Here is a 23,398-nt window from a genome sequence, read left to right on the forward strand (position 1 = left end):
TTTTCAGGGTTTCTTTTTGAAATTTAATTTACGGCTTCTACCAATCGGATAAATTCGGCTTTGTAGCCTTCATCATCATTTCTCAAACCGGATTTGGCTAAACTTTTAATTTCATCAGAGGATTTATTCGAAATCAATTTGGAATCTCTCAGTTTCAATCCGAACCAAGCCACGGCGGAACAGAATTTAAAATCGGCAGTACTGCTTTCCAAAGCAATTGCTTTGTCCGCAATCGTCTCAACCATTTCAATGCTTTTTTCGCCATCCGGTTTTTTGTAACGGAATTTAATCGTCGCCAATTCCTCTGCATAATTGATATCAGATTCTGTCTTAACTTTGGTGTATTTCAAATCCGAAGGCACATAATCGCTGTCAACGCCAACCGGAATGATTTCATACAAAGCTGTTACCGTGTGTCCGCTGCCTAATTCACCGGCATCAATTGCATCGTTTTTGAAATCTTCTGCTTTTAATCTTCTGTTTTCATAACCAATCAATCGGTAAGCCAGAACATGTTTTGGATTGAATTCGATTTGGATTTTTACATCTTTGGCAATAGCAAACATAGAACCCTTAAATTCTTTCCCTAAAAAGCGATTCGCTTCCTGAATGTTGTCGATATAAGCATAATTTCCGTCGCCTTTATCGGCTAAAATCTCCATTTTACTGTCTTTATAATTGCCCATTCCATAACCCAAAACAGTTAGAAAAACACCCGATTTTCTTTTCTCTTCAATCAAATCTTCCATGTCACCGTTAGATGAAGCACCAACGTTGAAATCACCGTCAGTGGCTAAAATCACTCTGTTATTTCCTTCTTTAATAAAGTTTTGCTCCGCCAGTTTATAAGCCAAGTTGATGCCTTCACCACCTGCCGTACTTCCGCCAGCCATTAAATCGTCAAAGGCATCCATAATTTTTCCTTTTTCGTCACCGGAAGTTGGCTCTAAAACCACACCGGCTGCACCGGCATAAACCACGATCGAAACTTTGTCTTTGCTGCGCAATTCTTTGACCAAAACTTTCATCGATTCTTTGAGTAAAGGCAATTTGTTTTCGTCGCTCATTGAACCTGAAACATCGACTAAGAAAACCAAGTTAGAAGCCGGCAAATTGGTCGTTGGAATATCTTGGCCTTGTAAGCCTATTTTTAGCAACTTGTGTTTTGAATTCCATGGGCTCGTACTGTATTCTGTGTTGATAGAAAATGGATGCTCACTTTGTGGTTGCGGATATTGGTATTTAAAGAAGTTGACCATTTCTTCGATACGAACAGCGTTTTTTGGAACTTCTTGACCGTTGTTAATGAATCGACGGATATTGGTGTAAGCGGCATTGTCAACATCGATTGAAAAAGTAGATAACGGTGCTGTTTTTGGCGATTCGAAAGGATTTTCTATAAGTTCGGCATAGCTTTCGGAGTTTTCATTTATGGTGACTGAATCCATGGCGCTATCAGTCAAGTTTTCTGCGTCTGATACTTCAACAGTAGTTGAGTCTGTAGCGGCTTCTCCTTGATATGAGCCATTTTTGCAACCGGCAAAAATAAGCATAAGAAGTACCGCTGAAAAAAAATGATATTTTTTCATTGTAATAAATGTTTAGAAAATTAATAATGATTTTGTTTCTTAAAATAACCTCCTGAATTCCGGATTGCTCAGAAATATTATTCTTCAATTTTGGTGCATTCAAATTTGATGCCAAAAAATTAAGCCAATCTTAAGAATTGCTATTTTATGCCTAAAATCTTAGTATTTATAGTGGAATCTAATTTTGGTAATTCTGAAAACATCAAAGCTGTATTGCTCAATGAACTCAAATTTGTGTCGCCCGAGTTGTTGGAAACTAATAATTCTGTCGGCTGAAATTTCATAATACATATTGCTGCCTTCCATCATCAGTTTTTGACCATTTTTGCGATAGGCTGATCGAATTAATTCAAATTCTGATAGATTCCAAGTAGTGAGATTTGCATCGAGTGTTTCCATGTCGGTGCACAAGCCTTCGGTTATCTCTGTTTTGGAACCATAATATTTATCGATTTGCTCGAAGAAAGTTACAATCTCTTGGCGGAAGTCTTCTGTATTCATCCGATAAATATAAATAAAATCCACAAAAAAAAGCCGTCTGGTTTTCTAGACGACTTGTGTTAAAGTTATTTTGTGTTAGATTTTTATTCCCGGAGGCAATAAATCTCTGTAGGTAGTGTTCTTTCTAAAGAAAAGTGCGATTTTTGGTAAAATAGGAACCACTTTTAGTTTTCGTTCGTAAGCAATTTCCATGATGTTTTTCAGCAAATCATTGATAAACTCCTCGTCATTAAAGCCGTCAAAAGTATTAATTCTCGTCAGGAATATTTTCTTTTCTTGAAAGGAATATTCAACAGAAATCAATTTCCCACCTACCAACGTTTCAAATTGTCGAGCAAAAGTGTTGTCTTTAATTTCCATTTTATCTGAAATTAATGTTGTGTTCATAATCAAGTGAAATAAAAGGATTATTTTTATGCAAATTTACTAATAATTAACGAGTTTACAGTTAAATAATGTCTAAAATCCACGTTTACTTCATGCCAGGCATGGCAGCCAGTCCATCCATTTTTGAACGAATCCAATTGCCCGAAGACACTTTTGAAATGCATTTGCTTGAATGGGAAATTCCAAATAAGGGAGAAAGCTTAAGTGCTTATGCTGAAAGAATTGCTAAAAAAGTGCAGCATGAAAATCCAATTTTAATCGGCGTTTCCTTTGGTGGGGTTTTAGTTCAAGAGATGAAGCAGTTTTTAAAGCCTCAGAAAGTCATAATTATTTCGAGTGTAAAATCTAATACGGAATTCCCTAAAAGATTTAAGGTAGCAAAATCGACTAAAGCCTACAAACTCATTCCGACCCAATTATTTGAAAATATTGAATCTTTAGTCAAATTTTCTTTTGGTTCTTCAATAGTCAAACAACGATTGGCTTTGTATGAAAAGTTTTTGGCGGTTCGTGACAAACGTTATTTAGATTGGGCTATTGAACAGATTATCAATTGGACCCGAATTGAAATTGATCAGGAAGTCATTCACATTCACGGCGATGCAGATGAAGTTTTTCCGCCTAAGAATATTAAAAATTTCATTCCGGTAAAAGGCGGAACCCACATTATGATTTTGAATAAATACCGATGGCTCAATGATAATTTGCCTAAAATTATGTTAGAAGATAAGGTGTAGCGGCTCAATTTTTGTAGCTTTACTATAATATAGTTGTAGTTTTACAACATTAAAAATGAAATTCATGAAATCACTTTTAGTGAATCAATAATGACCACTAAAAATAAAATCCTTCATTATGAAAACGAATAAAGCCTTATTATCCGTAATAACCGTTGTCCTGCTATCAGGAATTCTTGTTTTTGGAATTTCGGGCGACAATAAAGAAAAGCTGTTGCGAGAAGGCACAGCGATGTATTTCCCTATGGAAGTTGATTTTGCCGGCGAGAAAGCACCACTTCAGATAACAGATGTTCGCGAAAGATTAGATAGAGAATTACTCATCAATGCTAATCTTGACGCAACCACTGCGTTAATTATCAAAAGAGCGAATCGCGCTTTTCCTATCATCGAACCGATTTTAGCCAAATATGGCGTGCCGGATGATTTTAAATATTTAGCCGTAATCGAAAGTGGTTTGGTCAATGCAGTTTCTCCTGCCGGAGCACGTGGTGTTTGGCAATTTATGCCCGATACCGCCAAAGAAAAAGGAATGGAAGTTAACGATGTGGTGGATGAAAGATACCATTTAGAAAAATCTACAGAAGCCGCGTGTCGTTATCTTTTGGTAGCCAAAGATAAATTTGGTTCTTGGACATTAGCAGCCGCTTCTTACAATGGAGGAATGTCCGGAATCAACAAAAAAATTGAAGAGCAAAAAGTAAGCAACTATTATGATTTGGCACTTACCGAAGAGACATCACGTTATGTTTTTAGGATTTTAGCCTTAAAAGAAATCATGAAACAGCCAGCAAAATATGGGTTCAGTATTTTTGAGAGCGATTTGTATGCGCCAATTCCAACAAAAAGAGTCGCCGTTGACAGTACCATTACTGATTTAACCGGTTTTGCCATTTCACAGGGTATCAATTATAAGATTCTTAAAATTCATAATCCTTGGTTGAGAGATAAGAAGTTGGTGAATCCTAATAAGAAAAGATACGAAATTGAGATTCCGTTAGCAGGATATTAAAGGAGTGATCAGTGTTCAGTTTTTAGTGTTCAGTAAAATTTATATAAAAAAACGTCCCGAGAATTTCAGGACGTTTTTTTATTTCTGGAAATAACTGTCAACTAATCGCTGAACACTGAACACTAGATTTTCTTCATTTGCTCTTTCATCATCTTAATCTGATCGTTCAGCATATTCTGTTTGTCTAACTTTTTCGCTTCGTTTAACAAAGCGGTAGCTTCCATTTTGCGTCTTCTTGACATTGCGATTCCGGCTAAATTCAACTTAGCTACGGCCAAATCCATATCCATACTCAATCCTAATTCAATCGCTTTCTTGAAGAATTTCTCTGATTGGTGCAAATTAGTTTGCGATGTCATTAAACCGTGAAGGTAATTGTAATAACCTTGTTGTTTTCTCACCAAAGCCGTTTCCGGATTTTTGATTTTGTCCAACCAAACTTTCGCGCCCGGAAAATCTTGTTTTCTCAACTTTAAGAAAGCCAATAAGATAAATTCGTTTTTATAATATAAAAAGATAGGAATGGCGGTCAATAAAATCAAGAAAATACCGTTCCCGATATTACCTTCCGTAAATTGCCAAATACCTGCTACGACCATCAACGCCGCTATAATTAATTTAATAAATCTGTGAAACATGTCTTTTAATTTTTAGTGGCACAAAGGTAATAAAAGGATTTGAAAATATTTTTATAAAACTACTTGCCAGAAAAAAAAAGGTTTGTATATTTGCACTCGGTTTTAAAACAGCCATATACCATAGAAATTAAACAAGATTTTAAAGATACAGAGCAATGAGCAAAAGAACGTTTCAACCATCGAAAAGAAAAAGAAGAAATAAACACGGATTTATGGACAGAATGGCTTCTGCAAATGGAAGAAAAGTCCTTGCGCGTCGTAGAGCAAAAGGAAGACATAAATTGACTGTATCTTCTGAACCAAGACACAAAAAATAATGATTAGCCACTAATCAATATCAAGCCGTTACTTTTATTAGTAGCGGCTTTTTTTTAAACCTGTTCATAAATATTGATAATTTTTAGGAGCTATTTCCCGCTGTTCGTTACAATCTTTTTATTTTTAGAAAAATAAAAAGGATTTTCACTACCATCGGGGCTAGTTAAGCATAAAACACAACATAATACAACACAACAAATTAATCTAACATTCTAAGAAGTCTAACGATCTAAAAATCTAAGAAGTCTAAAAATCTAACTACAATGCCTAAAGACAACTCCATCAAATCGGTTTTAATTATTGGTTCAGGACCAATCGTTATCGGACAAGCCTGCGAATTTGATTACGCCGGTTCTCAATCTGCTCGTTCACTTAGAGAAGAAGGAATCGAAGTAATCCTAATCAATTCCAATCCGGCCACGATTATGACCGATCCTTCCATGGCCGATCATGTTTACCTATTGCCTTTAACCACCAAATCGATTATTCAGATTTTAAAAAATCATCCACAAATTGATGCGGTTTTACCAACCATGGGCGGACAAACCGCGTTAAACTTGTGTTTGGAAGCCGACGAAAAAGGCATCTGGCAAGATTTCGGTGTGCGATTAATCGGTGTCGATATCAACGCCATCAACATTACCGAAGACCGTGAGCAATTCAAACAATTGTTGGCCAGAATTGATGTGCCAACCGCACCGGCCAAAACTGCAACTTCATTCCTAAAAGGAAAAGAAATTGCACAAGAATTTGGTTTTCCATTGGTAATTCGTCCTTCGTTTACTTTGGGTGGAACCGGAGCGGCATTCGTACACAAAAAAGAAGATTTTGACGATTTACTTACCCGAGGTTTAGAAGCATCACCCATACACGAAGTCTTAATTGACAAGGCTTTACTCGGTTGGAAAGAATACGAATTAGAATTACTGCGCGATCAAAACGACAACGTAGTAATCATCTGTTCGATTGAAAATATGGATCCGATGGGAATTCATACCGGAGATTCAATCACGGTTGCACCCGCAATGACATTATCAGACACGACTTTTCAAAGAATGCGAGATTATGCCATTTTGATGATGCGTTCTATCGGAAATTTTGCCGGAGGTTGTAACGTGCAATTCGCCGTTTCACCGGATGAAAAAGAAGATATCGTGGCCATTGAAATCAATCCGCGTGTCTCTCGTTCTTCTGCTTTAGCATCAAAAGCAACCGGTTATCCGATTGCGAAAGTGGCGACAAAATTGGCTTTAGGATATAATCTTAATGAACTGCAAAACCAAATCACCAAATCAACTTCGGCTTTATTCGAACCAACTTTGGATTACGTAATTGTAAAAATCCCGCGTTGGAACTTCGACAAATTCGAAGGCTCAGACCGAACGTTAGGACTTCAAATGAAATCGGTTGGAGAAGTTATGGGTATTGGGCGTTCGTTTCAAGAAGCGTTGCACAAAGCCACTCAGTCGTTAGAAATTAAGCGTAACGGAATCGGAGCTGACGGAAAAGGTTATAAAAATTACGAACAAATCATAGAGAAATTGACGTTCGCTAGTTGGGATAGAGTTTTCGTAATTTACGATGCCATTGCGATGGGAATTCCACTAAACAGAATTCACGAAATCACTAAAATCGACATGTGGTTTTTGAAACAATACGAAGAACTTTATTTCTTAGAAAGAGAGATTTCTCAATACAAAGTCGATACTTTACCAAAAGAATTATTACTCGAAGCCAAACAAAAAGGTTACGGTGACCGCCAAATTGCACATATGATGGGCTGTTTGGAAAGTCAGGTTTACAAATTGCGCGATGATATGAATGTGAAAAGGGTTTACAAATTGGTTGACACTTGTGCGGCCGAATTTAAAGCTTTAACACCTTATTATTATTCAACATTCGAAGCCGAAATCCAAACGGCAACCGGAGAAAGATACGTTCACAACGAAAGTATTGTTACCCCGAAAAAGAAAGTCGTGGTTTTAGGGTCAGGACCAAACAGAATCGGGCAAGGAATTGAGTTTGATTACTCTTGCGTACACGGCGTTTTAGCTGCTAAAGAATGTGGTTATGAAACCATCATGATCAATTGTAATCCGGAAACGGTTTCAACCGATTTTGATACGGCAGATAAATTATACTTTGAGCCGGTATTTTGGGAACACATTTATGATATAATCAGACATGAAAAACCGGAAGGTGTAATCGTGCAATTGGGCGGACAAACTGCTCTGAAATTAGCCGAAAAATTAGACCGTTACGGCATCAAAATATTAGGAACTTCTTTTGACGCTTTAGATTTAGCCGAGGACAGAGGAAGATTTTCAGACTTGTTGACCGAGTTGAAAATTCCTTTTCCAAAGTTTGGCGTAGCCGAAAATGCGGATCAAGCCTCAGCTTTAGCGGATGTACTTGATTTCCCGTTGTTGGTTCGTCCTTCGTATGTTTTAGGAGGGCAAGGCATGAAAATTGTCATCAACAAACAAGAGTTGGAAGAACACGTTATCGATTTATTGAAAAATATTCCCGGAAATAAACTGCTTCTAGATAATTATTTAGACGGAGCGATTGAAGCCGAAGCGGATGCGATTTGTGACGGAGAAAACGTCTACATTATTGGAATCATGGAACATATCGAACCTTGTGGTGTTCACTCAGGTGATTCGAATGCAACCTTGCCACCGTTTAACTTGGGCGAGTTTGTAATGCAACAAATCAAAGACCATACGAAGAAAATTGCGTTGGCTTTGAGAACTGTTGGTTTAATCAACATCCAATTTGCCATCAAAGACGATATCGTTTACATCATTGAAGCCAATCCGAGAGCGTCGCGTACAGTGCCATTTATCGCGAAAGCTTATGGCGAACCGTATGTAAATTATGCCACGAAAGTGATGTTGGGCGAAAATAAAGTCACCGATTTCAAATTCAATCCTCAATTGAAAGGTTATGCGATTAAGCAACCGGTTTTCTCCTTTAGCAAATTCCCGAATGTCAATAAAGCACTTGGACCAGAAATGAAATCTACGGGAGAGAGCATTTTGTTTATAGATGATCTAAAAGACGACCAGTTTTATGAGTTGTACTCACGAAGAAAAATGTATTTAAGTAAATAAATAAAAAATCCCGAGTTATCGGGACTTTTTAAGGTTAGTTTTTAACTAATTTATAAGTTGCTTTTCCTAATTCAGTATTGATAGTCACGAAATAGAATCCGCTTTGAAAAGCACTGATGTCTATTGGTTTTAAACTTACAACAGTATTGCTTTCCAGGTGTTTTCCATTGAGGTCAAAAATTTGATATTGGGCATTCATTTCGGTTTGCATGGCAATGGTGAAATAACTTGAAGTTGGATTCGGATACAAAGCAAAATTGCCTTTAACATTATCCGTAATAGACAAAGCAACCATTTGAGTTGTGACTGTATTGGTTATAATTGGCGAGTTGTAATCAAAATAAATGTCAGATTTTGAACTTGCAACATCACCAATGGCAAAATTGCTTTTGGGTTTAATTCGGTAAACCATCCATCCATGACTTGCTGGTTCGTTTGCGGATTCATAAGGTAAATCAATATTGGAAAAGGTATAGGTTAAGTCATTTCCGGTTCTGATTTGAATATTGGCTTCATGACTGGAAGCAATTGGTTCAAATGTATTCCAATCCAAATCGGTATCTAACGTTTCTTTGATAACTACAGTAGTTGCATTAGCAGTTCCGGAGTTTTGAAAACGAGTCAGGTAAGTCAAGTAATTATTGGCTTCAGCCGTAGTAATATAAGCGCCTTCGATTACGGTTTTGTCATTCGGATCAAAGGAACTTCTGACCGTTTGATTCCAAGAAAAAGTATTATTGGCAGGAGTATTATCTCCGACAATTGGATTAGAGACTACAGTAAAATTTAATAAATCATTGATGTTTACAGTGGGTGGTGTAAGAACATTTAAAGTCAAATGAATGTTATGGTGTTCAAACGGCTGAAGGTTGGTGTAATTCCATGTTAAAGTATTTGTTGTAGCATTGTTTTGACTTGGAGTGGCATTGGCAAAAGTCAATTTACCACCGTCAAAAGTCAATTGAATGCTCCCGCTCAAATTGGTTGTGCCATTGTTCCAAAAGCTAATGTAGTAGCCTGCCGTATTTCCCGGAATTGCCTCGTTACTATTGTGCATTGAAACACTTAAATCGGCAAAATCTGTAATAGCACTAAAGCAGAAATCATTGTTATTATAATTAACGGGCACACCTGAATTATAAGTTGTGGTTGCTATTGAAATTGGATTAGAAGTAAAATTGGGGTTTAAATTAGTCGTAGCCGTTGTGGTATAATTTCCATACATATTTGGGATTATAATATGATAGTCACCACTAGTGTTGGTGTATGTTGTATAGTTATAAGTCCCATCGGAAGTGTCAACTCTTCGCTGTGGTAAATTGATACCGGTATTACAATTGTCATTATTGTTATTGAATTTTATATTTCCTGATATTTTATGTGGTTGTAAATTGCTTATCTTAGTGATAATATTGGCATTATTAGGATTGGGGCAGCTATAACAAACGGATTCATCTTCGAATTCAAGATAAGTTGAGCCCCAACATTGAGATTGGTATATTACATGTGAAGAGTTATAAACATAACCCATATTTATTTCGGCTTGAGTAATATAATGAATGCCTGTTGCTGAAACTTGACCTGACGAATAAATCATGTCTGAAATGATAGCATTGTCATCGTAAAAAATAGGGTTGACGAATCCCTGAAATAGATAGGTATAATTGATAACATCACCAACGTCAACTATATTGTTACTGTTTAGATCATAATAGGTTCCGTTTTGAGAAACTCCAGTGATATAATCCTGATAATAACTGCTTGTAGGGATGTCATTATAATAAGAACCATAAGAAAAGTTTCCATTCACGGTTTCATATTGAAAAGGATCTGAAGATAAATCGGTTATTTCACTTCCTCCAGTTGTTGTAGCATGAACAATGGTTTGGCTTACATCATAACACATGGCATCTTTATGTCCATACAGATAACTAATTTCTTCACCGGGAGCTAAACTGGCAATAGGAGTGAAGTAGTATGTAATAGGAGATGTACCGGGTGCTTCTGTTATGTATATATTAGTTAAGGTCTCGGTGCCAATGTTCTTAATGTAAAAAGAAAATTGAATAGAAGATGGACCGCCTCCAAAACCTCCTGTCATCTTTAAACCAATCGCCGGACCATCAACGGTTTTGTTAGGCTTAGCAATAACTAAAGAAAAACTCAATAAAAAAAGGAATAGTAGTTTTTGTTTCATTGGTGTTGGTTTAGTTGGTAACTGTTTGATAGCGATAAAGATATAAAATAAAGTGTAAGTTTTTTACTTTTTTTTCTCTTCTTCTTCCAAATCACTCAAATGCAAACGCAAAGCCGTAACCGAGATGCTAATTTCCCAAAACGAAATACCCAATGAAGTCAATAAACACAATAAACTGGCGGCAAAAAGATAAATCCCTGCCGTTTGTAATTCAACAAACAAACACAACATCGCAAACACGGAAAGAAACAAACACAAAACCCCAAAAAGTTGCATATAGCGAATCAAAGAAAGTCTCAAGTTGAGGTTTCTGATTTGCAGTAAAATGCTTTTGGTATGCACTTCGTCATAATGTTTTTTCAAACTGCGCACAATTTGCGCAATAGTCAAAAACCGATTGGTATAAGCCAACAATATCAAAGAAGTTGCTGAGAATAATAGGGCTGGAGTTTCTATGTTGAGTGTCATTAGTTTTTGATTTTAATAAGGGTTGTAGGACAGTGAAATATAGTAGATATGGAAGGAAACTTATATTCTACATCAGTGAAAATATAAGTATCGCCAAATTCAGCTAAGCGAACGAGTTCGGAGTAGTTTTCAGTTACTAATTCGCTGGTTATAGCATTGTTTTTATCAATCCTGATAATCTTCATATTGGTGATGTCCAAGCTGAAATCGTTGCATACAAAGTCAGGCGAAACAATTATTCCGGGTCTTGTAACCCTAAATCTTCGAGCCGAGATGGAATCAGTTTCTTCAAAAACCTCTCCTCCAAAAGTCAAGACAGATGGTGCAAGTTTTTTGATTTTGAAATCAAACTCCTCCGATTTGTTTCTTAAATGGACCGTAATCTTACTTATATAATCATCTTGAGGGATTACGCTATAGTTGTTATTTTCTGTTTTTTCAATCGACCCTTTATCAATGGTCACATTTATAACCTTTTTATTGGAAACTACAATGAGTATGTTTGGAAAACCTTTAGTCAATTCTTTCTTTGATTGTCTGTTATAGCAATCTACAGTTGTTTTTGATGCACATGAGCTCAAAATCAGGACAACCAACAAGATAATGAATCTCATATGACAATTTTTAATAGGAAATCTAATGTAATGATTTTTCTTTATTAATGTCAATAAAAAAACCTGCAAGCTTTCACTCACAGGTTTCTAATTGCTTATCTCTAATCCCTTTTTACTTAATCAACTCAAAACTTCTCTTCACAAAAGCCGTTAATTCTTCGCCTTTTAGTAAACCTTGAGAAATCTTGGCCAAGTCTAAAGCTTGTTTCACCAAACTTTCTTGAGCCGATTTGTCGGAAGTATTTAAAATGGTTGTCGCCAAATCTGAGTTGGTGTTTACCACCAAGTTATACATTTCTGGGAAATTGCCCATACCGAACATGCCACCGCCACCGGTTTGACTCATTTCTTTCATTCTTCGCATAAATTCCGGTTGCGTGATGATGAACGGTGCTGCGTTGCTGTCCAACGGCTCCAGTTGAACAGAATAATTGGTTTTTGGTACAATTTCTTCTAAAACTGTTTTCAATTGGGTTGATTCATCTTCCGATAATTTCGAAATTTGAGTGTCTTCCTTTTGAATTAATTTGTCGATATGGTCAGAATCTACACGAGTGAAAGTTAGGTTCTCGTTATCAGATTCTAATTTTTGAATCAAATGCGAAACGATTGGCGAATCTAACAAGATTACTTCATAACCTTTTTCTTTGGCGATTTCAATATAGCTGTGCTGTGCATCTTTGTTTGAAGTGTACAATACCACTAATTTTCCGTTTTTGTCGGTTTGGTTGGCAGTGATGGCTTCTTTCAATTCTGCTAAAGTATAATATTGGTTATCAACCGTTGGATACAAAACAAAGTCACCTGATTTTTCATAGAATTTTGGTTCCGATAACATTCCGTATTCTAAAACGATTTTGATATCGTTCCATTTTTTCTCGAAATCTTCACGGTTTTCCGTAAACAAACCTTTTAGTTTATCAGCTACTTTGCGGGTAATGTAATTCGAAATTTTCTTCACATTGCTGTCGGCTTGTAATCCGGAACGCGAAACGTTCAACGGAATATCCGGCGAATCAATCACACCTTTTAGCATGCCTAAAAATTCAGGAACAATTCCTTCAACATTATCCGTTACATAAACCTGATTTTGGTACAATTGGATTTTATCCTTTTGCATTTGCAAATCGGCCGACATTTTTGGGAAGTATAAAATTCCGGTTAAGTTGAAAGGATAATCTACATTCAAATGAATATTGAACAAAGGTTCTTCAAACTGCATTGGATACAATTCGCGGTAGAAATTTTTATAATCTTCCTCAGTCAAATCTACCGGTTGCTTTGTCCACGCCGGATTTGGGTTGTTGATGATATTGTCTACTTCAACTTCGGTAAAGATGTTGTCTTTGTTTTCTTCAGAAACAGATTCTCCTTTTTTCTGCTCTATTTTTTCAGTTCGGGTACCAAATTTAATCGGCACCGGCATGAATTTATTGTACTTGGTCAACAATTCATTGATTTTATACTCTTCTAAAAATTCCAGAGAATCCTCGGCGATGTGTAAGATGATTTCCGTTCCTCTGTCGGTTTTGTCATGCGGTTCCAAAGTAAATTCCGGACTGCCATCACAAGTCCAATGTGCTGCCGGTTCGTCTTTGAATGATTTGGTGATGATTTCTACTTTTTCGGCTACCATAAAAGCAGAATAGAAACCTAAGCCAAAATGACCAATAATCCCTGAATCTTTGGCAGAGTCTTTATATTTTTCCAAAAACTCTTCAGCTCCGGAGAAAGCGACTTGATTGATGTACTTTTCCACTTCTTCGGCTGTCATTCCCAAGCCTTGGTCGATAAGGTGTAATTTTTTGCCTTCTTTGTCGATTTTTACTTCAATGATTGGATTGCCATATTCTACTTTGGCTTCGCCAATACTGGTTAAATGTTTTAATTTTAAAGTTGCATCCGTTGCATTGGATACTAATTCGCGCAAGAAAATTTCGTGGTCGCTGTATAAAAACTTCTTGATTAGCGGAAAGATGTTTTCTACTGATACATTAATTTTTCCTGTTGTCATATTTAGATTTTTTAATTAAACAATTTGGAAATACTCTTGTCAAAACTAATACCAATTATGTTGATTATGACAAATTGACGTAGTAACAATTCTACAATCATTATCAGAAATTATGTAAAAATGTAATCAAAAATGACCGTATATTTGCCAATACAAAACATAAATATATATAAGATGAAAAAAATTATTTTACTAAGTTTATTATCGGTTTTGATTTTATCTTGTAAATCGAATTCTGCTACTAGTACTAAGATTGATTCAAAATCTCAGATGGCTATTAAAGGAGAATGGAGGGTTTCTTCAGTGTATTATCCCGGTTCAGAAGTGATTAAAGTTACTTCGTTTGACCTCGCTGATTCCAAATGTTTTATCGGAAGTACTTGGAAATTTGTTTCTATGAGTAACAAAGGAAATATGGCTTTAAACAGTTCAAGTTGTACAGCCTATTCTACGCCAATCTCTTGGTTTATTAACAAAGAAGGTGAATTTGTATTGAAAATATTGGATGAATCTAAAGCAAAAACGGTTAAGTCAGGTTACGTTTTAAGAGTAGCCAATCAAACCGGCAGTTCTTTTCAGTTGATAGATAAAATCAATGTAGGAGGAACTTTAACTGATGTAGTATATCAATTTGAAAAATTAAATTAAAAGAAACATGAAAAAATATAGCGCAATTTTATTAGGAAGTTTAATGATTTTATCAACGGTTTTCACTAGTTGTGAAGCGGTAAAAAATACCAGTAATTCGCAACGTGGTGTGGCTATTGGAGCTGTTGGCGGTGCCGTTTTAGGCGGGATTTTAGGAAATAATGTTGGAAAAGGCGGAAATGGTGCTTTAGGTGCTGTTCTTGGCGGCGTTATCGGAGGTGTTGCCGGTGGAGTTATTGGTAACAAAATGGACAAACAGGCCAGAGAAATTGAATCCGCTTTGCCCGGTGCACAAGTCGAAAGAGTTGGTGAAGGAATTCGATTGGTTTTAGGGGAAAATGCAGTGCGTTTTGATACTAATAAATCAACCTTAACTGCTGCTGCTAAAGCTAATTTGGATAAATTGGTTCCTGTATTTAATCAGTATCCTGACACCAATATCCAAATTTATGGGTATACTGATATTACCGGAAGCCCGGAATACAATTTGAATCTATCTGAGCAAAGAGCTGCTTCAGTAAGAGCTTATTTGGCCGGAAAAGGATTGTCATCAGCAAGATTTACCACTACAGGTTTAGGTATTGCTGATCCAATTGCATCTAATGATACTGCGGAAGGAAGAAGTCAAAACCGTCGCGTAGAGTTTGCCATTACAGCCAATGAGAAAATGGTTCAAGAAGCTCAAAAAGAAGCCGGTAAATAAAAATTATTTCAATATATTCAAAAGCGTTCATCACAAGTGAACGCTTTTTTTATTTTCATTTTTTTTGAACAACATTTAACAAAACTTTTTGTTTACTTATTTTCTTAAATAATTAAACAGTTGTAATTTTACATGGCTTTTAAAATCAACACTATGGCAACAACAAAACGCGCTAAGGCAAAGAAAAACGCAATTGATGACAATTACTTAATCGAATTGTACATGAATGATGTTTTAGAAACCAATGAAGAACCCAGAAATGCTTATGCTTTTTGCAAGAAGCATGAGATTGAGGAAAGTGATTTTTATGCTTTCTTTGGGTCACTCGATATTGTCAAGCAAACCATATGGGTAAAGTTTTTTGATAATGCTGTAACTACTATCGAAAAAGAGGCAGCCTTTGAAAACTATTTGGATAAGGATAAATTGTTAACACTTTATTTTACGCTGTTTGAGGTTTTGACTTTAAACAGAAGTTATGTCTTATTTTCACTCAAAGAAAATAAAGAAGGATTGAAAAATTTGAAAAATTTAAAACTTTTCAGAAACCATTTTAAAGAATATATCGTAAATAAAATAAAGTCAAAACCTTCAGAGCCATTCGGGAAAGTAGCGAAAGTAACCGAACCTGTTTTCTCTGAAGGTGCTTGGCTACAGTTCTTATTCATATTGAAATTTTGGATGGATGATACGTCAAAAGGATTCGAGAAAACCGATGTTTTGATTGAGAAATCTGTGAATACAGTAGTCGATTTGTTAGATACTAAACCCCTGGAAAGTTTGTTTGATTTGGGCAAATTTCTATGGAAAGAAAAAATGCAATAAATGAAAACATTAGACAAAATACCAACGGGTAAAATAGAACGCGCTAGTCAATTGGTCAAAACCGGAATCAAAGTAGGAGGAAACTACGTCGCTTATTATGGTGAAAAAATAGTGAATCCATCATTGAACCGCGACAAATTAAACGAAAGCAATGCCGAAGACATCTATGACGGATTGAAAAACTTAAAGGGAAGTGCCTTGAAAGTCGCTCAAATGTTGAGCATGGACAAAAGCATTATGCCACAAGCGTATGTCGATAAGTTTTCATTGTCACAATTTTCGGTTCCGCCTTTGTCAGCGCCATTGGTTCGAAAAACCTTTAAAAAATATTTAGGGAAATATCCCGAAGAATTATATGATTCCTTCACTCCGGATGCTATGAATGCGGCGAGTATCGGTCAGGTACACAAAGCAACTAAAGATGGGAAAAAGCTTGCTGTGAAAATCCAATATCCAGGAGTGGCGGATAGTATTAGTTCTGATTTGGCGTTGGTGAAACCTTTTGCTGTTAGAATGTTTAATATCAAAGGGAAAGATTCTGATAAATATTTTCAAGAAGTTGAAAACAAATTGCTTGAAGAAACCGACTATATTTTAGAATTAAAACAAAGTATAGAAGTATCGGATTGGTGTAGTAAAATTGACAATTTGCGTTTCCCCAAATATTATCCTGAGTTTTCTTCGGAGAAGATTTTAACGATGGAATGGATTGATGGCGAACACCTTTCAGAATTCACGTCGCACAATCAAGATAGGGTGAAAGGTGATAAAATCGGTCAGGCGTTATGGGATTTTTATATGTACCAAATGCACTACTTAAAACAAGTACATGCCGATCCGCATCCGGGAAATTTTTTGATAGATGCTGAAAATTATTTGGTGGCGATAGATTTTGGTTGCATAAAACATGTTCCCGATGAATTTTATATTCCGTATTTTGAATTGGCAAAGCCTGAAATTATTGGTAATCCAAAATTGTTCAACGAAAAGTTATATGAATTAGAAATATTGCGTCATGACGACAGTAAACAAGAAATTGAATATTTCACCAAAATATTTCATGATTTGTTGAGTTTGTTTACCAAACCGTTTCATGGTGATTATTTTGATTTTTCCGATGAGGATTTCTTTAGCAAAATTGCCCAAATGGGAGAAGATTTTTCTAAAGATACCCAACTCAGAAAAATGAATGGGAATAGAGGTTCTAAACACTTTTTATACATCAACAGAACGTTCTTCGGATTGTATAATTTGTTACACGATTTAAAAGCCCGAATTGACACAAAGTCATTTGAAAAATATATACCGAGTTAAAATTGTTTATTTATTGGTTAGGTTGGTAAGAGCGACACTCCACGTTTGAGTCCTGTCGCTCTTATCTTTTTAAGTTTAAAAAGATAATTTAATTCCCAATGACAATCCAATTAGTGCCATCACTTTGCACCATATATCGTGTATTTGGATTTAACACTGTGATATTTGCACCAGATACATCATCGTAGATGCCGCCACCTAGAGTTGAGAAAATTTTACTTGTTATGGTATTACTTCCGATGATTATAAAGACTTTACCTATATTGCTAGCGGCAGCCGGTAATCTGACTTCAGAGACGCCACCAAAAACCCTTACAGTGTACTCGGTTAAGGAAACATCATAAATTCCGGTGGCTGCTCCGGTAGTGTTATATGGTTTGACAGTATTAACAGGAACAGTGGCCCAAGTTGTAACTCCGGCGCCATCTGTTTGTAAAAATTGACCATTAGTTCCGCGTCCGGTTGGAAAAGCATAACCGGTTGTAGCAGGGTTTCCCACTTGAAGCGTTCCGTTTGTTCTTAGTATCTTGTTGTCAAATTCACCATAAATCAAAGCATTTGAAGCATTAGCATTCGAATTTTCTATGTACAATTTATTGCTTCCGGTTTCTAATCTTCCCGCTTGATATCCTATACCGACGTTTCCGCTACCCAATACATTTCGTAAAGCTTCATATCCCAAGGCCGTGTTGTTGGTTCCTGAGGCATTTTGGCGCAAAGACGCAAAGCCCACTGCAGTATTATTATCGCTATTAGAGGTCGTTAAAGCATTTCTTCCGACAGCCACATTATTATTGGCCGAACTATTAGAAAATAATGCTCCCGAACCAATGGCTGTATTTGTAATTCCGGTAGTATTTGAGAATAAAGCAAATTCACCTAGACCGACATTTAATCTTCCTGTTGATAAATTAGGCATTACATTTACCCCAAAAGCTGTATTTCTTACACCAGCTTGAGTTCCAAAATTAATGGTAGGATTAAGCATTGAATTAGCGCCAAAAGAGGTGTTTCCGTTGTTGGAATTAAAACCTCCATCATAAGTTGGGTCACCAATAAATCCAGCTCTAGTATTAAATCTTTTAAAAACAATGTTTTGATCGTCTGTTGTTCCTAAAAAATGAGTGCTCGGATTTGTACCTGCATTTCCCAAAATACTCCAATCCACAGCGGCACTGGTTTGAATTCCAATCCAATTCGTTGAAGCATTGTCCCAATAATAAAAACCTGGATTTCGACTACTACTTGCAAATGTTGCTGTAGTGGTAAGATATACTAACATACCTTGTTGTAATGCAGTTGGATTTGTGACCGGGAATAGGTCAATTTTAGGGATTAATACGCCATCGGTATTGGTAGGAGTAGCTTGATTACTCGAACGAATATCCAATTGAGCTTCGGGTGAAGTTGTGTTGATTCCCACCTGAGCGGCTGTTTTGTCGGCGGCCAAAACAAGAATTAGAAAAATAATTAACTTCAATTTCATATTTCAAAGTATATTTGAAAATCGTGCGTACTAAATTATTTAATTCCGTCAATAAACAATAATCCTAACAAAGTTGAGGATTTTTACAATAAAAACAATGCGAAGTATGGCAAAATTGCATACTTTTTTAAATTTAAAATCGGCACCAATTCCTTAATCCTATGCTGAAAGTCCAAAACATTTCCTTTTCTTATAAAGATAAACCTACATTAAAAGCACTTTCTTTTGAATTAGAGAAAGGTAAAAACTTGGCGGTAATTGGTGAAAGCGGTTGCGGAAAAAGCACGTTGCTCAAACTCGTTTATGGCTTATATGATTTAAATGAAGGAAGTGTTTATTGGAACGAAAATGAAGTTTTAGGGCCGAAATATCATTTGATTCCAGGGATGGACTATATGAAATATTTGGCACAAGATTTTGACTTAATGCCTTTTATAACGGTTGCTGAAAACGTGGGGAAATACCTGTCGAACATTTATGCTGATAAGAAAAAAGAACGCATTGCAGAATTATTGGAAATCGTCGAAATGAAGGAGCATGCTAATAGTAAAGCCCAATTTTTAAGTGGTGGACAAATGCAACGCGTGGCTTTGGCGAGAGTTTTGGCGCTTGAACCCGAAGTGCTGTTGCTTGACGAGCCGTTTAGCCATATCGATAATTTTAGAAAGAACAGTTTGCGCCGAAAGTTATTTGCTTATCTAAAAGACAAACAAATCACGACCATAGTTGCCACACACGACAGCTCGGATGTATTGTCATTTGCAGATGAAGTTATTGTGATGCAAAACGGAAAAATCATTGTTGCTGATTCTCCAAAGAAATTATACCAAAATCCAACCAGTAAATACATCGGTTCACTTTTTGGAGATGTCAATGAAATAGAAGTTAATAGTAAGATTCAATATATTTTTCCACACCAACTGAAAGTGGTTCTCAAATCGGAATTAGAAGTTGAAATCGTCAATAGTTTTTACAAAGGCAGTCATTATTTGATGGAAGCTAAGCGAGGTGAAGAAACCATTTTCTTTGAAAATCCAACTGATATTCCCATCGGAACGACCATTTGTCTCAAAATAAAAAACCCTGAAATCGATTAATCTCAGGGTTTCTTTTTTAGTTTTTCAAATACTTTTCAAGGAATTGGTCTTGTTCCCAAAGCAAGTGAAGAATATTGTCTTTGGCCGCATAACCATGGCTTTCTTTTGGTAGTAATACCAAACGAACCGGCGCACCTAAATTTTTCAACGCTTGGAAATAACGCTCAGATTGCAAAGTAAAAGTGCCCGGATTGTTATCGGCTTCACCATGAACTAATAACAATGGTGTTTTCATCTTATCGGCATTCATAAACGGCGACATGCCATTGTATATTTCCGGTACATCCCAATAATTTCTTTGCTCACTTTGGAAACCAAAAGGGGTCAAAGTTCTGTTGTAAGCACCACTTCGGGCGATTCCGCAGGCGAATAAATTAGAATGTGTCAATAAATTAGCCGTCATAAAAGCACCATAAGAATGACCACCAATCGCTACTTTTTTACGGTTGATATAACCTAGATTATCAACTGCATCAATCGCTGATTCTGCATTGGCGATTAATTGTGGCATAAAAGTGTCGTTTGGTTCCGTTTTACCTTCGCCAATAATTGGGAAAGAAGCGTCGTCTAACACCGCATAACCTTTGGTTACCCAATAGATAAACGAGCCGTAGTTTGGAAACGTAAACTCATTTGGGTTTTTGTTGCTTTGGCCAGCGCTGCTTTTGTCTTTAAATTCTTCAGGGTAAGCCCAAATTAACAAAGGTAATTTCTCCGCTTTTTTATTTCGGTCATATCCGGCCGGTAAATACAAAGTTCCGGATAGCTCTACACCGTCTTTTCTTTTGTATTTAATCACTTCTTTGTAAACATTTTTAATGCTTTCAAAAGGGTTTTTAAAGTTGGTGATTTGGGTTAGTTTTCCCGATTTGATGTTTCTGAAATAGTAATTCGGAAAGTCATTTTTAGACTGAATTTGTACCAAAACATCGCCTTTTTTGAAATCTTCAATCGATTGTAAATCCTCTTTTTTGTCTTTGAAGGTAGATTTATACAAACGTTTAGATTTTAGCGTAGCCAGATTGAATTCGTCAATAAATGGAAATTGTCCTTCTTTGGTAAAACCGTCACCCATTAAGTAAGTGTTGTTATTTTCGATGGCTAACACATAGCGATTGTATTGGTTTCTTTTGGTTTCAAAATTACCCGGATCGGAATAAATGTCCTGAGAATTTCTATCCCAAATGATTTTTGGTGCTTGAGCCGGATTTGACGGATTGAATAAATACGTTTTTTGGTTGCGAGTATCATACCAATCATCATAAGCAATCGCAGTTGTTTCGTTGCCCCAAATGATTCCGGCAAAACGTTGTTGGGTTTTGAGAACCGATTTTGGTTCGGCCGAAAATGGTGCATCCCAATTGAAAATTTCATCTCTGAAATTAACTTTTTTGGCTTGATCTCCTTCGTCTAAAGCGATAACATAGGAAAGCGTTGCCGGCTTGTCAGCTCTCCAATTCATGCTTCTTTTTCCTTTTCTAACCGATGAAAAACCTTTAGGAATTACTTCACTCAATGGAACTTCGTTCACTACTTTAACTTCTCTTCCGGTTAGATCATAAACGACTGATTTTTGTGGAAAACGACTCAGCGGAACGATATAAGAATAAGGTTTTAAAATGGTCGTAATCATCAAATAATTCCCGTCAGGCGAGAAGCTTTCTCCGGCATAAATGTCAGCCGATTTGAATAGTTCTGTTTTTCCTGATAACGATACTTTATACAATTCCGAAGTCACTAAGGCGTCAAAATTAGCTTCATCTGTTTTGTTTTTTAATAAATCCTGATAGGTTCTGTTTTGTGATTTTGAACCATCGCTGGTCGAAACCGTCGGCCCTTTTGGTAAGTCTTTTTTATTGTCGATTAAAGCAGCGCGATTTTTTGGTAACATTTTTACCAAAAGCGTTTCATTGTCTTTCATCCAACTGTATGGATTTCCTAAGTTGGCATTTAAATTGTCATTCGTAACTTTTTTGGCGGAAGCCGTAACGACATCAATTACCCAAAGTTCAACGCCGGTATTTGTCGTGTTGGTAAACCCAATTTTCTTTTCGTTTTGTGACCAAGAAATGTTGGTGATTCGAGGATTTTGGGGTAAACCTGAAACTTGTGTTTCAACTTTGTCGCTTACTTTTCGCAACTTCAAATTGTTGATGTAAGTTACGGTGCTTGAGATATTAGTAATCGGATTAATTCTTAAACCACCCAAACGCATTTCTTCTTGATTCAGGTCGTCGAGTGTTTTATAGGTATTTCGGTAACTCAAAAGCATGTATTCTTTTTTTGAATCCATGCTTACTGATGGCGAGCGATCATAATCAGCTAAAGCCAAAATTTCAGCGGAAGGTTTTTGATAATTCAGATTTTCTTGAGCCCAAGAAGAAAATCCCAATCCGACTAATAAAAGAAGGGTAAGATGTAATTTCATATGCTGTTAGTTGGTTTAAAATTGATTTAAATAGTTGGTCTAAATTACTTTATAATGGTTACAATAATTTTAAGATTTTGTTAAATTTAATCCTGAAAAACAACGGCTAAGGATTGGTCATTTTTGCTAATTTTCAAAATTGAATCCAAAAAGGGCTTTTAGAAATATAAGATTGTTAAATTTGCTGTTCTCATTTTATTAAATAAGCAAAGAATATGTTTCACTCCAAAATAACAGGTTTAGGGTTTTATGTTCCGGATAATGTGGTGACCAATGATGATTTGGCCAAAATAATGGATACCAATGACGAATGGATTCAGGAACGAACCGGCATTAAAGAAAGAAGACACATCAAAAGAGGTGAAGATACCACCACTACAATGGGCGTAAAAGCGGCCAAAATTGCTATAGAACGTTCAGGTGTTGCTAATGACGATATAGATTTTATAGTATTCGCTACTATTTCACCCGATTTTTACTTTCCCGGTCCTGGTGTGGCTTTGCAAAAAGAATTGGGATTGAAAACGATTGGTGCTTTGGACATTCGCAACCAATGTTCGGGTTTTATTTATGCCTTATCTGTTGCCGATCAATACATCAAAACCGGAATGTATAAAAATATTTTGGTTGTCGCTTCTGAGTTGCAATCTTTAGGATTAGACATGACCGATAGAGGTAGAGGTGTTTCGGTTATTTTTGGGGATGGTGCCGGAGCCGCAATGTTGAGTAGAGAGGAAGATGTGTCTAAAGGAATCTTGTCAACTCATTTGCATTCAGAAGGAGAACACGCCAAAGAATTAGCGGTTTTAGCACCAGGAATGGGCGGAAGATGGGTTACTGATATTATCGCAGAGAATAATCCGGAAGACGAAAGTTACTTTCCTTATATGAACGGACAATTTGTGTTTAAAAATGCAGTAGTTCGTTTCAGCGAAGTTATTAACGAAGGCTTGCAAGCCAATAATTTACAGGTTTCTGACATTGATTTATTGATTCCGCATCAGGCGAATTTGAGAATTTCACAATTCATTCAGCAAAAATTCAAATTGACCGATGACCAAGTATTCAATAACATTCAAAAATATGGAAATACCACTGCGGCTTCCATTCCGATTGCTTTGACAGAAGCTTGGGAGCAAGGTAAAATCAAAGAAGGAGATACGATTGTTTTAGCGGCTTTCGGTAGTGGATTTACTTGGGCAAGTGCCATCATAAAGTGGTAAAAACATAACTTTTATAAATAGAAAAAGCCAAACTTTACGTTTGGCTTTTTCATAACAACTAATTCAAATAATCCTTGTGATAA

20 protein-coding genes are annotated in these 23,398 nt (G+C 36.3%); 10 read left to right on the forward strand and 10 right to left on the reverse strand.

Annotated elements, in window-relative coordinates; translation table 11 throughout:
• Positions 1-23: 23 nt before the first annotated feature.
• The 3 genes from B3C16_RS12390 to B3C16_RS12400 form a co-directional block, all read right to left on the reverse strand.
• A complete protein-coding gene (locus B3C16_RS12390; RefSeq protein WP_349680463.1) occupies positions 24-1,589 on the reverse strand; it encodes a VWA domain-containing protein in 1,566 nt (521 codons plus the stop codon).
• A 159-nt stretch (positions 1,590-1,748) separates the two neighbouring features.
• Positions 1,749-2,090, reverse strand: coding sequence for a hypothetical protein (locus tag B3C16_RS12395; protein WP_291132123.1), 342 nt, complete (start codon positions 2,088-2,090; stop codon positions 1,749-1,751).
• A 75-nt stretch (positions 2,091-2,165) separates the two neighbouring features.
• On the reverse strand, positions 2,166-2,450 hold the full coding sequence (locus B3C16_RS12400) for a GNAT family N-acetyltransferase (protein WP_121315100.1): 285 nt from the start codon (positions 2,448-2,450) through the stop codon (positions 2,166-2,168).
• Positions 2,451-2,545: 95 nt separating this feature from the next.
• Between B3C16_RS12400 and B3C16_RS12405 the strand changes: the two genes are divergently transcribed.
• Positions 2,546-3,214, forward strand: a complete 669-nt coding sequence (locus B3C16_RS12405) for an alpha/beta hydrolase (RefSeq protein WP_291132125.1) — start codon at positions 2,546-2,548, stop codon at positions 3,212-3,214.
• A 118-nt stretch (positions 3,215-3,332) separates the two neighbouring features.
• The gene (locus tag B3C16_RS12410) at positions 3,333-4,226 is read left to right on the forward strand and encodes a lytic transglycosylase domain-containing protein (RefSeq protein WP_121314872.1); all 894 of its coding nucleotides are present in this window, start codon (positions 3,333-3,335) and stop codon (positions 4,224-4,226) included.
• A gap of 122 nt (positions 4,227-4,348) precedes the next feature.
• Here the strand turns inward: B3C16_RS12410 and B3C16_RS12415 are convergent, their stop codons facing one another.
• Positions 4,349-4,864, reverse strand: a complete 516-nt coding sequence (locus tag B3C16_RS12415) for a DUF2892 domain-containing protein (RefSeq protein WP_121314870.1) — start codon at positions 4,862-4,864, stop codon at positions 4,349-4,351.
• A 155-nt stretch (positions 4,865-5,019) separates the two neighbouring features.
• Between B3C16_RS12415 and rpmH the strand changes: the two genes are divergently transcribed.
• Both rpmH and carB read left to right on the forward strand, forming a co-directional pair.
• Positions 5,020-5,181, forward strand: coding sequence for a 50S ribosomal protein L34 (rpmH, locus tag B3C16_RS12420; RefSeq protein ID WP_008464848.1), 162 nt, complete (start codon positions 5,020-5,022; stop codon positions 5,179-5,181).
• Between the two features lie 264 nt (positions 5,182-5,445).
• Complete coding sequence (gene carB, locus B3C16_RS12425) at positions 5,446-8,298, forward strand: carbamoyl-phosphate synthase large subunit (RefSeq protein WP_291132130.1); 2,853 nt, start codon at positions 5,446-5,448, stop codon at positions 8,296-8,298.
• A gap of 34 nt (positions 8,299-8,332) precedes the next feature.
• Here carB and B3C16_RS12430 read toward each other — a convergent pair whose 3' ends face one another.
• The 4 genes from B3C16_RS12430 to htpG all read right to left on the reverse strand — a co-directional run bounded on the left by B3C16_RS12430 (position 8,333) and on the right by htpG (position 13,591).
• Complete coding sequence (locus B3C16_RS12430) at positions 8,333-10,495, reverse strand: T9SS type A sorting domain-containing protein (RefSeq protein ID WP_291132133.1); 2,163 nt, start codon at positions 10,493-10,495, stop codon at positions 8,333-8,335.
• Between the two features lie 63 nt (positions 10,496-10,558).
• Positions 10,559-10,963 (reverse strand): DUF2721 domain-containing protein, encoded by a 405-nt coding sequence (locus B3C16_RS12435; protein WP_121314865.1) that lies wholly within the window; start codon positions 10,961-10,963, stop codon positions 10,559-10,561.
• Complete coding sequence (locus B3C16_RS12440) at positions 10,963-11,577, reverse strand: GldM family protein (RefSeq protein WP_291132136.1); 615 nt, start codon at positions 11,575-11,577, stop codon at positions 10,963-10,965. The genes B3C16_RS12435 and B3C16_RS12440 overlap by 1 nt, the downstream gene beginning before the upstream one ends.
• Before the next feature lie 112 nt (positions 11,578-11,689).
• Positions 11,690-13,591 carry a molecular chaperone HtpG gene (gene htpG, locus B3C16_RS12445; RefSeq protein ID WP_291132140.1) on the reverse strand — a complete coding sequence of 634 codons (1,902 nt, stop codon included), beginning with the start codon at positions 13,589-13,591 and terminating at the stop codon, positions 11,690-11,692.
• Positions 13,592-13,765: 174 nt separating this feature from the next.
• Here htpG and B3C16_RS12450 point away from each other — a divergent pair, with 174 nt between their 5' ends.
• From B3C16_RS12450 to B3C16_RS12465, 4 genes are all read left to right on the forward strand, one after another.
• Positions 13,766-14,239: a lipocalin family protein gene (locus B3C16_RS12450; RefSeq protein WP_121314860.1), complete on the forward strand. Its 474-nt coding sequence runs from the start codon at positions 13,766-13,768 to the stop codon at positions 14,237-14,239.
• A gap of 7 nt (positions 14,240-14,246) precedes the next feature.
• Complete coding sequence (locus B3C16_RS12455) at positions 14,247-14,942, forward strand: OmpA family protein (RefSeq protein WP_291132144.1); 696 nt, start codon at positions 14,247-14,249, stop codon at positions 14,940-14,942.
• A 153-nt stretch (positions 14,943-15,095) separates the two neighbouring features.
• Complete coding sequence (locus B3C16_RS12460; RefSeq protein WP_291132148.1) at positions 15,096-15,767, forward strand: TetR family transcriptional regulator C-terminal domain-containing protein; 672 nt, start codon at positions 15,096-15,098, stop codon at positions 15,765-15,767.
• Positions 15,768-17,081 (forward strand): ABC1 kinase family protein, encoded by a 1,314-nt coding sequence (locus B3C16_RS12465; RefSeq protein WP_291132151.1) that lies wholly within the window; start codon positions 15,768-15,770, stop codon positions 17,079-17,081.
• Between the two features lie 88 nt (positions 17,082-17,169).
• Here B3C16_RS12465 and B3C16_RS12470 read toward each other — a convergent pair whose 3' ends face one another.
• Positions 17,170-18,567 (reverse strand): hypothetical protein, encoded by a 1,398-nt coding sequence (locus B3C16_RS12470; protein WP_291132154.1) that lies wholly within the window; start codon positions 18,565-18,567, stop codon positions 17,170-17,172.
• 161 nt (positions 18,568-18,728) lie between these two features.
• Here B3C16_RS12470 and B3C16_RS12475 point away from each other — a divergent pair, with 161 nt between their 5' ends.
• The gene (locus tag B3C16_RS12475) at positions 18,729-19,664 is read left to right on the forward strand and encodes an ABC transporter ATP-binding protein (RefSeq protein ID WP_121314853.1); all 936 of its coding nucleotides are present in this window, start codon (positions 18,729-18,731) and stop codon (positions 19,662-19,664) included.
• A 16-nt stretch (positions 19,665-19,680) separates the two neighbouring features.
• On the opposite strand, the gene B3C16_RS12480 is transcribed toward B3C16_RS12475, so the two are convergent.
• The gene (locus B3C16_RS12480) at positions 19,681-22,092 is read right to left on the reverse strand and encodes an alpha/beta hydrolase family protein (protein WP_291132158.1); all 2,412 of its coding nucleotides are present in this window, start codon (positions 22,090-22,092) and stop codon (positions 19,681-19,683) included.
• A 215-nt stretch (positions 22,093-22,307) separates the two neighbouring features.
• Between B3C16_RS12480 and B3C16_RS12485 the strand changes: the two genes are divergently transcribed.
• Complete coding sequence (locus B3C16_RS12485; protein WP_121314849.1) at positions 22,308-23,315, forward strand: 3-oxoacyl-ACP synthase III family protein; 1,008 nt, start codon at positions 22,308-22,310, stop codon at positions 23,313-23,315.
• Positions 23,316-23,398 lie beyond the last annotated feature (83 nt).

Origin of the sequence: Flavobacterium sp. UBA7682, assembly GCF_002482945.1 — a bacterium.
In the GTDB taxonomy this organism is placed as follows: domain Bacteria; phylum Bacteroidota; class Bacteroidia; order Flavobacteriales; family Flavobacteriaceae; genus Flavobacterium.